This is a genomic window from Parasediminibacterium paludis (genome assembly GCF_042651445.1).
GTDB classification, from domain to species: domain Bacteria; phylum Bacteroidota; class Bacteroidia; order Chitinophagales; family Chitinophagaceae; genus Parasediminibacterium; species Parasediminibacterium paludis.
Map to the genome: position 1 here is coordinate 546,355 of NZ_JBHSDC010000029.1, position 12,037 is coordinate 558,391.

5 protein-coding genes are annotated in these 12,037 nt (G+C 35.7%); 4 read left to right on the forward strand and 1 reads right to left on the reverse strand.

Going from position 1 to position 12,037, the window contains the following annotated elements:
* The first annotated feature begins 140 nt into the window (after nt 1–140).
* From ACFOW1_RS16205 to ACFOW1_RS16220, 4 genes are all read left to right on the forward strand, one after another.
* On the forward strand, nt 141–3,458 hold the full coding sequence (locus ACFOW1_RS16205; RefSeq protein ID WP_379015721.1) for a SusC/RagA family TonB-linked outer membrane protein: 3,318 nt from the start codon (nt 141–143) through the stop codon (nt 3,456–3,458).
* Between the two features lie 23 nt (nt 3,459–3,481).
* Entirely contained in the window at nt 3,482–5,197 is a 1,716-nt protein-coding gene (locus tag ACFOW1_RS16210; protein WP_379015723.1) for a RagB/SusD family nutrient uptake outer membrane protein, read from the forward strand.
* Between the two features lie 906 nt (nt 5,198–6,103).
* Entirely contained in the window at nt 6,104–9,274 is a 3,171-nt protein-coding gene (locus ACFOW1_RS16215) for a SusC/RagA family TonB-linked outer membrane protein (protein WP_379015724.1), read from the forward strand.
* A gap of 24 nt (nt 9,275–9,298) precedes the next feature.
* Entirely contained in the window at nt 9,299–10,714 is a 1,416-nt protein-coding gene (locus ACFOW1_RS16220) for a RagB/SusD family nutrient uptake outer membrane protein (protein WP_379015726.1), read from the forward strand.
* Between the two features lie 390 nt (nt 10,715–11,104).
* On the opposite strand, the gene ACFOW1_RS16225 is transcribed toward ACFOW1_RS16220, so the two are convergent.
* Entirely contained in the window at nt 11,105–11,950 is an 846-nt protein-coding gene (locus ACFOW1_RS16225) for a transketolase (protein WP_379015728.1), read from the reverse strand.
* Nucleotides 11,951–12,037: the final 87 nt, after the last annotated feature.

Sequence of the window (12,037 nt, forward strand, 5' to 3'; positions counted from 1 at the left end):
TATTTATTAAACATATGTTATTATTGAATGTATTTTTTTAGGGTTTTAATCGCTTTTTAAGGCTTTTTTAATCTTTTTATTCCATGATTGAATTAGATTGCGGGAACTTTAACAATTTAGTAACCCCAAAACATGAGATTATGAGAAAACTGTGCACATTATTACTGTGCCTTCTAATAACTGCTACGCAGCTATTAGCACAAACAAAAACAGTAACCGGAAAGGTTGTAGATGACAAAGGCGCATCTGTTGCAGGTGCAACAATTTTAGAAAAAGGCACTCGAAATGGTGTAAGTGCCGCTTCGGATGGTTCATTTAGCATTAAAACCAAACCTGGCGCTAAATTGGTGGTAAGTGCCATTGGCTTTGAAAGTAAAGATGTTGCTACTACTTCAAGCGAACTTACAATTACCCTTGTTACAGATACTAAATCGTTAAGTGAGGTAGTTGTTACAGGTACAGGTACCGCAACAAGTAAAAAGAAATTAGGTATTTCTGTAGAATCAATAAAAGGCGATAAGCTTCCACAAGTACCTATTGCTTCTATTGATCAGGCATTGGTTGGAAAAATTGCTGGTGCTCAAATTTCATCAGTATCTGGTAACCCAGGCGACCAAGTGAATATCGTTTTAAGAGGTATAAACTCTATACAAGGTGGTACAAGACCAATGATTTTATTAGATGGCGTTGAAATACCATTCGCTAGTTTAACTACTTTAGATTTAAGTCAAGTTGAAAGAGTGGAAGTAGTACAAGGTGCAGCATCTTCTTCTTTGTATGGTGCACAAGGTGCCAATGGTGTTATTCAAATTTTCAGTAAAAAAGGTGTTAAAGGCGCTGCAAGTATCAATTTTACCTCAAGCATCTCTAATAATATTTATACAAACTCTGGCAATTTTGGAAAAGCCAATTTGCACCCTTATTTAACAGATGCTAGTGGTAATATTGTATCAGCAAATGCTTCAGGTGGATTTGCTGCTGGTGCTCCATTATCTATCGATCCAATATTAGGTAATATCCAAGGTTCTGGTTCTATTGCCTATACTTATGGCTCTAATAATGGTGGTACTGCGCCAGGGGAAACGCAAAACTATACGAGATATGGTATTTTGGATCCTAGAAATGTTTCGAATAAACCTTATACAGGTAACTTAAAGTACTATGATCAATTTGCGCAAGTATTTCAAAGTGCGCCATCGTTCAATAATTCGCTTTCTATAAGTGGTGGTGGTGATAAAACTGATTATAGTTTTTCTATATCTAATAACAGAACTTATTCTGCTTTATTGAAAGATAATGGCTTTGTTGACAGAACCAATGTAACAACGAACTTAGGTTTTGAGGTATTTAAAAATTTTACGGTTAGATCAATCACGAATTTGGCTTATACACAAAATACCTTGCATCCACATTTAGGTGCGCCAGGTGGTCCAGGTTTTGGTTATGGAACTAGCAATGCGGATGTTGGCGGTGTGTATGGTTTTTTAAATACGTCTCCTTTCTTCAACCTTCAAGATACTATTGCTGGTGGTGTACCTGCAGCTTATCAAAGAGCTAGTTTCTTGAGTGTTAATGCCTTCAACCCATTTTATAGAGAACATTATACCAAAGGCGATAGTAAGCGTTATGATATTACGCAAAGCTTTGATGTAAACTATAAAGTAAATAAATACGTTTCTTTAAATGGCCGTTATGGTATTACTTGGAGAAATGAAAATGATATTTGGACTTTTTACAATCAAAGTTTAAATGCTAACTCTAATTATTATGGCACTTGGACAAGTGAGTACAATGGCACAGATAATACTGGGGAATTAGATAATTTTCAATACAATTCAACTAAGCAAAATTTATTCCTTAAAGCTAATATCAATATCGATTTTGAAAAGGATTTACACTTAAAAATTCCGATTCAATCTACTACTTTAGTTGGTTACGATTATAGAAAGAACGTATACAAAGAACTAGATTTCTGGGGACAAACAGTACCTTTTGTCCAACCATTCTTATTCCCTTCTACAGCACAACAATATATTGCTAATCAGTACAATGAGACTTCTGTAACCTATGGTTATTTAGCAGAACAAAAATTTGATTATGGCAACTATGGTGGTGTAAGCGCTGGTTTAAGAACAGACTATTCCTCTGCATTTGGTGGTGGACATACACCTTTTACATTCCCACACTTTAACGGCTATGTAAACTTGCCGGCATTTAATTTTTGGGATGCTATAAAAAATACCCTACCTAATTTGAAAATTAGAGCAGCTTATGGTAAAGCTGGTATTCAGCCAGGTACTTATCAAAGGCAGCCAATATTAAATTCTCAACCAACTGGTAACCAAGTAGCTTATACTAATCTTACAAGTAGCATCAATCCAAATCTAGGTGTAGAAGTTTCTGCTGAAACCGAAGTAGGTACTGATTTCACGGTTAATACTAATAAGGGCAATTGGTTTAAAAATCTAAATTTCTCATTTACTTATTGGAGCAGACATACTGATAATGCGATTTATACAGTAAACCTACCACCTTCTACTGGTGCTCAAAGTATTACTGAAAATGCGATTACTTTATCATCAAAAGGATGGCAATTAGCGGTTAATGTTCCTGTTTTAACAACTAAAAACTGGAATTGGGATTTCACTGCAAATTTTGGACATCAGACTTCTACAATCGACAATATTGTTGGCGGTGATATTCCTATTACATCCGCTGCTGGTAGCTCTGGATTAATCTTAAAAGCTGGCGCAAAAATTGGTCAACTATATGGTTATAATGCATTAACAAGCATTGGTCAATTAAGAGCTGATGGCAAAACACCTTTTATTCCTGCTGCTTCACAATCTAATTATTCAATAGTAAATGGTCGTGTAGTGAATAATACTACCTACGCTATTTTCTTCTCTGACGAAGCAAAAGCTTTAGGCGATCCTAACCCAACCTTAACATCTTCATTTATCAATACAGTGACTTATAAAGGGTTTATAAGTTTTGGTTTCCAACTTGATTGGATTAATGGTTCTCACCTTTATAACCAAACCAACGAGTGGATGTACAGAGATGGTATTAGTAGCGATTTCACTAAGCCAGTTACTATCAATGGTAACACTGGTGCTTATACTGCTTACTATGCAAGTGCTTATTATGCGTTAGGTAATGTAGCTAAGGGTACTGGTAATAATGCTACTAAAGATTATTTCTATAACGATGCTTCTTTTTGGAGATTAAGAAATATTTCTCTTGGATTTGATTTCTCAAAATTTGCTAGTAAAAAATGGCTTAAAAAATGTCAGGTAGTACTTAGTGGTAGAAACTTATTTACCATTACTAACTATAAAGGCATTGACCCTGAAATCAGCTCTGGTGCTTCTAACTCCTCTTTCGATAGAGGTGTTGATCATAGCACTATTCCAAACTTGAAAGCTTATCAAGCTACGTTGAACATTAGCTTCTAAACTCAAACTAAACTTAAATGATTATGAAACATACAAATTATAAAATATTTAAAAAGTTGTTATCTAGCGCTGGCTACTTGACACTTTTTATTGCAATACTTTTTTCAACTTCTTGCAAAAAGGAGTTAAACCAAGTGAATCCAAATTCTCCAACATTAGCAGGAAACGTTACCAACGAAACTGGTATTGCTGCTTATGCTTTAGGAGGCGTTTATTGGAGTGGTTTTAATTATGGCGATGGCTGGTTAGGCGATAGTTATTTCTCTTTGCCATGGGGCTATCATGAATTAATGGGCGATGTGATAGGAGGTGGTCAAGGTTCTAATAACCAAACAACCACTATGGGTGTTCCTGATTATTTTATTGCAGACCCTACAAATGCATCAGCAACGACCGTGAACAACGCTAGTCCTCAAGTAAGCATTATTAGAAGTTTTAATACTACTGCTGCCACTGCTAATGCAAACAATGCGTTGTTTTATGAGTGGTCAAATATGTATTCTATGATTAATGGTATGAATACTGTTTTGATTCAGTTACCTAGTATTACTGGTTTGAGTGCTGATAAAGTTGCTACCGTTAAAGCATGGGCTTATTGGTGGAAAGGTTACGCTTATGCACAAATTGGAACATTGTATTATGCGGGTTTAATTGTAAATACGCCCTCTACAATTGTAAGTAACTATGTTAACCAAGCTGCTATTATTACAGAGTCTAACACACAGTTAAATAATGCGTTGACTGCTTTAAAGGGTATTTCAAATCAAGCGGATTATACAACCATGATTTCTGAATTGATTCCACTTCAGTGCCAAAAAGGTTTAGGTACCCCTTTATCTTCTGCACAGTGGATAAGAACAATCAATACTATGTTGGCTAGGAATATTTTATTGAATAAATTATCGCCGTTTGTAAATGGTAACCCTGCCGCAACTATTACAGGCGCTACAATTCCAACTATGAGTGCTGCTGATTGGGCTTCAATCGTTACTTATTGCAACGCTGGTATTCAAAGTGGCGATAAAGTCTTCACAGGTAGAACTTCTGGGGCTAATTCTTTCTTCTCTAATGCTGGTGGTTCAGTAGCTGGAATTTGTGCTTCAAGCAATCAGGCTACCACTTATAAAGTGAGTGAAAGATTAGTGCAATCATTTCCTGCTGGCGACAAGAGGTTGGCTAATTTCTCTACATCTAGTGGTACTTTTTATGGTGATGCGAACACCAATTCTACGCGTTATAGCTTAGTGGATGGCGTTACTGCTGGTTTATCTAATATCCCAATTTTAGGTACTAGACAAGTAGGTGGTCTTGAAATTTATATTGGTCCTACGTATGAAGAAAACGCCTTGATGTTAGCAGAAGCGAATATTCGTACAGGTAATATTCCAGCTGGCTTAGCATTAATTGATGCAGTAAGAAGTTACCAAGGCGCAGGCCTTCCTGCAGTAGCTGGTACTAGCTTAACATTGTCTCAAGCTTTAAATGTATTAACACAAGAGCGTATAGCTGCCCTTGCTTTCAGAGGTCTTTCTTTCTATGATTCAAGAAGATGGGGCTGGTCTTATGGTATCACTAAAGGAGGTGGTAGATATGGCAGCACAATCATCTACAACAAAAATGTATACACCAATGCAACTATAAACTACAACTTTATGGACTATTGGGATGTACCTGCTGATGAAATTGTTAAAAATCCACCTGCAACAGGTAGTTCAGCTGTTACTAATCCAAACTATTAGTAGTTAAAGTATTTATATTCAAAAAGAGGCTGTCACAAAATTTGTGGCAGCCTCTTTTGTTTTAGATTATACTACGTCCTAAAATAGGTTGACACTAAAAATGTTGTCACCTCGGTAAAACAGCAATAAATGTATATCGTCCAAAGGCATTTCTATTACCGCATAATATTCTTTTTAGCCGTGTTATATACATTTAAGAACTGTTGGCAAACCTCTTTGATTTAGTAGCTAGTGGCCAACTTTCTAATTGAAATTTATATTTAATATACTGCCTTATATCGGCTTCCCACTGAAAGATGTTGTTGTCACATACAATAAATCATATCTCTTTACTAAGTCTATATTTTTTCTACTTACCAATCGCATTTTAAATGCTGCCTTTTCTAGAATAAGCTGAAACATGCTGGTACATTATGTCCAATGCTTTTCCATGCAATTTATTTGAGTGATAGAATTATACCAAATCTTCCCAGGATTTTGGATATAATTGGTCAACTACCAAATAGCTTTCAAGACAATTTACTTACTAATATTTATCAGGGTTTTAGAAATTATATAGTCATCATCTTTTGGTCATATGTATTCAGAATACCAATAATTATCTCTTTTGTGAATAAGAAACACTATAATATAAGTGCTGCTTATTAAGCGTTTTATAACTAATAAAGGGAATATCAACACTTTCTAAGTTACGGGACAATGCTATGAATTGCGTGCATTTAGGCTATTTGTATAACCGATGTTTGTTTTCAAATAATAATGATATATGCTTTGTTTGTGAAAATAGGAACTATATTTTTCATACAATTTTTTTTGGTAGTTGTTAATTGGTTGTTATATTGCATTTTTTAATCGATTTTTAATCGATTTTTAATCATTTTTTAACGTCAAAAAAAAATTTAGATTATGAGAAAACTTTGCGCACTATTTATGTGCATTCTGGTAGCCGTAACGCAGCTATTAGCGCAAAACAGAACAGTTACTGGAAAAGTAACTGACGAGAAAGGTGCTCCAGTTGCAAATGCATCTGTTGTTGTAAAAGGAACTACAAAAGGTGTTACCACATCTGTAGACGGTAGTTTTAGTTTATCTGTGCCAAATACGGCAAAGACATTGGTGATTTCATCTGTGAATTTTTCTCCAGTTGAAATGAGTATTAAGGGCACGCCAATCTTAGTAAAACTTCAACCCGAAAATGCACTCTTAGAAGAGGTGGTGGTTGTGGGTTTTGGTATTAAAAATGTAAGAGAAGTTACTGGCGCAGTTTCTAAAGTTTCGGGAGAAAAAATCTTTAGTGAACCCGTTACGAGTTTCAACCAAGCATTGGCCGGAAAAACAGCGGGTGTACAGGTCAACTTATCTACTGGTTTATTAGCAGACAGAACAGCTATTAGAGTTCGTGGCGTTAACTCTATTTCATCTTCTTCTCAGCCTCTTGTTGTTGTAGATGGTATTCCACAGTTAAATACTACCAACTTAAATGGTTTTAATGGTGGTAATGGTAATAGATTCGACCCATTATCTCTTATAAATTCTGCCGACATTGAATCAATTGAAATATTAAAAGATGCAGGTGCTGCGGTTTTATATGGTTCTCAGGCTTCGAATGGTGTGATTTTAATTACAACAAAAAAGGGGAAAAAAGGAAATATGAAAGTTTCGTTTGATTCGAAATTATCTCAATCAACTGCTACCAAACAATTTTCTGTGTTAAATGGTGATCAATTCATCGCAATTTCTAATGAAAAAGCTGCGAATAGATATGGGGTATCTAATCCTGCGTTTGCAACACCTGCAAAAGAAAGTGATATAAATGGTGATGGTATCAATGATAGAACAGATTGGGTTAGTTTGTTGTATCGAAAAGCTATGATGACAGATAATTCTGTTTCATTTTCTGGTGGTGCTGATAAAATGACTGTTTTTGGTTCTGCTAGATACTTAAATCAAGAAGGTATTGTTGTTGGTAATAAATTAAGAAGTGGCCAAGCAAGATTAAATTTAGATATTACGCCAAAAACTTGGTTCAAGGCTGGTATATCTTTAGCTTATGTGCAAACATTAGCAAATGGTGTACTATCTGATACTTATATTTCAGGTACTACGGTATCTGGTTTGCAGGCACCTCCAACTTTATCACCTTACGACCCAACAAAAATACATGGGTATAATTTAACAACTGCTGGTGGTTTGTTATCCCTTGGTAATAATACGCCTGTTAGCCCTACAGGTGCCACATTGCTTCCAGGTGCAGCTTATTATTATAATTCTTTAGCCGTTCTTAATCAAAATAGAAATAATAACACGGCTACAGATACCAAAATATCAATTTATGGTGAAATACAACCTATCAGAGGTCTGAAAGTTACCACTAAGTTCTCTGAGCAATACCAAAGTAACTTTGAAGACCAGTATACATCACCATATCAAGCTGGTTTAGGTTTACCATATGGCGGTTTAGTGCAAGACCAGACTCAAAATTGGAATACATGGGTATGGCAGAACTACGCATCATTTGACAAAACAATCGCATCAGATCATAAAATAGGTATTGTAGCTGGTGCCGAATACCAAAAATATAACTATTACTATCGATATACAGGTGCTGGTAATTTTTCAGATCCTTTTTTTACCACCGTTGTTGATGGCGCATATACAAACACTCAGCCAGGTAGTACTGCCGTATTAGATTTTACAGGTGGTAATAATACCCAAAATGGTTCGATATCTTATTTCGGCAGATTAAACTATTCATTTAAAGGCAAATATTTTGTTGAAGGTGCTTTTAGAAGAGATGGTTTTTCTGGTTTTGGTGCAAATAACCAATTTGGTAACTTTCCAAGTGTATCAGTTGGTTGGGAAGCAACAAAGGAAAAGTTCCTGACTGGTGTAAGCTGGCTTGAATACTTAAAAGTTCGTGGTAGTTATGGTACAGTGGGTAATAGAAGAGGTGTTGGTGATTTTGCTGCTCGCAACCTCTATAGTGGGGCAGCATATACAAGTTTAACTGGTTTGGCTATCAGTCAACAAGGTAATGCGGGCTTGAAATGGGAAAGTTCAAATAAGCTTAATATTGGTTTTGAAGCCAACTTCTTAAAAGGCAAATTGGGCGTAGTTGTTGATTATTTCAATACAAATATAAATAACTTAATCCTATCTGCACCTACCCTATATACAGTAGGCGTACCTAATTCAAGTATTACTACAAATATTGGTGGTATGACCAATAAAGGGATTGAAGTAACTATCAATGCAACACCTATCTCTACCAAAAATTTTACATGGACTACCTCATTGAACTATACAAATATCAAGAATACGGTAAATGGTTTGGTTCCTTCAAATGGTAATGCTGACATCATTTCTGGTTTCCAAGTAGCTTCTGTGGGTAAATCATTAGGCTTGTATCAGTTGCCAAACTGGGCTGGCGTTAATCCTGCAAATGGTAATCCAATGTGGTATGCAGCTAATGGTTCCATCAAGATGTGGGATTTTTCTACCCAGAAATGGTTAGATGATAAAGGCAATGCTTCTACTGCACTAGCTTTTGCAGATTACCAATACCAAGATAAAACTGGTTTACCAAAATGGTATGGTGGTTGGGACAATACATTCAAATATAAAAACTTCGATTTGGGTATTTCTATTACTTATGCTGGTGGTAATTATATCTATAACACTACTAAAGCAAGTATGCTTACCAATTTCTTTAGTAACAACTTTACTGCTATTCTAAATCGTTGGACAAAACCTGGTGATGTAACCGATATTCCAAGATTATATCAATCTGATAATCAAGCAAATGTTTCATCTACAAGATTTCTTGAGAAGGGCGATTATCTGAGAGTTAGAACGATTACATTGGGTTATAATTTCCAAAAAAGCTTGTTAAATAAAGCAGGTATTGAAAATATCCGTTTCTATGTTCAAGCGTTTAATCCATTCACTATTACTAAGTATAGTGGTTTGGATCCAGATGTTAACTATAACGCATTTAGCAATATTGCTATTGGTATCGATAACAGGGCAACCCCTCAGGTTAAAACTTTAACAGCTGGCTTGAACATAACTTTCTAATTTTTTAATAGAAAAATTTAAACAATGAAATTGATAAAATTATTTAATATTTTGGTTGTTGCAGCAGGATTTTCTGCAGTTACATCTTGTACAAAAAAAGATTTATTTACAGAACCTACTAACGCAATTTCTGATGTAGATGCTTACTCAAATGCAAGTAGAATTGATAAATCTGCCGTTGGTATGTATGATGCTTTGCAAAATGCTAATTTTTTCGGTGGTAGAATTCTAGTATATGTGGACCAACGTGGATTAGATGCCAACCAAAATAGTTTTTTTGGTTCAATGGGAGCATATACTACTTTGAACGCAAATGATGCTACCGTAGCAAGTGCCTACCAAGGTGGGTATAGAACCATTTATACAGCGAATTTATTCTACCAAAGTTTTTTACCAAACCAAAGTTTGGTTCCAGTTGCTAAAGCAAATCAATACATAGGTGAGTCTAAATTCATTAGAGCACTTTGTTATTTTTATCTGGTAAATCTTTGGGCACAGCCTTATGGTTATACAGCAGATAATAGTCATCTTGGCGTTCCTTTGGTATTAACAGCCGCTACTGATCCATTCGCTCCAAGTAACAACTTGCCTCGTGCAACTGTTAAACAAGTTTATGATCAAATGGAAGCTGATTTGCTTGATGCAGAAGCTAAATTACCTGCTAGTTATCCAGACGCATTTACACAAGTTGCTAGGGCAACGCAAGGTTCTGCGAGAGCTTTACTAGCCCGTCTTTATTTGTATAAAGGGGATTATGCAAAGGCAAAAACTTATGCAGATTTAGTAATTAATTCTGGTAAATATGCACTTCAACCTAATATTACTTCCGTATTCAATACATATACTACTAATGAATCAATTTTCTCAGTTGCAATGAGTGGTGGCGATAATCCAAACACTAATAATTCACTTGGTCAACATTATGGTATTAATCCTGGTAGGGGTGATGTGAACATTACCAGTGATTACATCAGCTTAATGAATACTGCTGTTGATAAAAGATATTTAAGCTTAACTAAACTTTATTCAGGTACAAACTGGAGTTTGAAATATCCTGGCTTAACGGTAGATTATGTACCAGTTGTAAGATATGCGGAAGTATTATTGATTAAAGCGGAAGCATTGGCAAGAACAGCTGCCGCAGGGGTGGTAGACCCTACTGCTTTGGCTCTTGTACAGCAGGTAAGAGATAGATCTTCAGGTGGCTTACTTGCGGTTGCTACCCAACAAGATTTAATTAATGCTATCTTGAAAGAAAAACGAATTGAGTTAGCTTTTGAAGGACATAATTATTTGGATATGCAAAGAACTAAGCAAGATTTGCCTGCTCATGGTTTTGTTACTACCGTAATAAAATATGGTGATAATCTAAGAGTTTTGCCTATTCCAACTTATGATATTCAAAAGAATTCCAACTTGGTTCAAAACCCAGGTTATTAAACGCTTAGGTATTACCTAGAATAAGTTGATAGATTTTAAGATATCCCAGTTGCTTCGGTAACTGGGATTTTCTTTGTAAAATCTATTGGATTGAACAGATTAAGTTCAGAGCCAAATTTGGTTTATAATAGGGATAAATATAAACAGTAGCTTCTACCAATTGGTATTTTTTGTCTATAGTACAACAGCCTCCTAGGTAAAATTTATCGTTAATAATCTGTTCATTCTGTCAGCTAAAATGTAGTCTTTTGGGGTATCTTGGTATTCAAAACTGTCTTGCCTTCGTTGCAATGACAACAATTTTTAGCAACCATCAAAGATATAAGGATTCTCTGCAATAAAAAGACTGCCCTTTAGAGACAGTCATTTTTATTGATATACTTAAAAATATTAATAATCACCTAAAGTTTCAGGCAACTGTGCCAATGCTCTTGCTAACTGCTCATCGTTTGGTGCAATACCGTGCCATTCGTGAGAACCTTCCATAAAGTCAACGCCTTTACCCATGCTTGTTTTCATCAAAATACAAATAGGTTTGCCCAAGCCCACTAAGCTTTTCGCCTTGTTAAAACCTGCCAACAATTCATCCATATCGTTACCGTTTGCTACTTCCAAAACCGTCCAATCAAAGGCTTCAAATTTAGCTTTCAAGTTACCCAAGTTCATTACTTTGCTAGTAGGACCATCAATTTGTTGACCATTATAATCGATAGTAGCGATTAAATTATCTACTTTTTTGTGCGCAGCAAACATGATGGCTTCCCAGTTTTGTCCTTCGTCAAGCTCGCCATCACCATGCAATGAGTAAACAATGCGGTCGTCACCGTCCATTTTTTTTGCAAGAGCAGCACCTATTGCTACGCTCATACCTTGTCCCAAACTTCCGCTAGCGATACGTACGCCCGGTAAGTGTTCATGTGTAGTAGGGTGGCCTTGTAAACGTGAATTTAATTTTCTGAAAGTGGCCAATTCTTTTACATCAAAATAGCCTGAGCGTGCTAGAACTGAGTAGAATACTGGTGAAATATGTCCGTTAGAAAGAAAGAATATATCTTCTCCTTTTCCTTGCATGTTGAAATTCGTATCATGCTTCATGACTTCAAAATATAAAGTCGTAAGATAATCTGTACAACCAAGAGAACCGCCTGGGTGGCCACTTTGTACTGCATGTACCATTCGTACGATATCTCTTCTTACTTGCGAAGCAATGTTTTTAAGTTCTTGTGTTGTAGGCATATAAACTATTGTTAAGGTGGCTAAGTTACTCTTTTTAGGTGTTTAAAAATCCTTTTAGATTTTGACTAGCAGGGTTCATATTGTTAC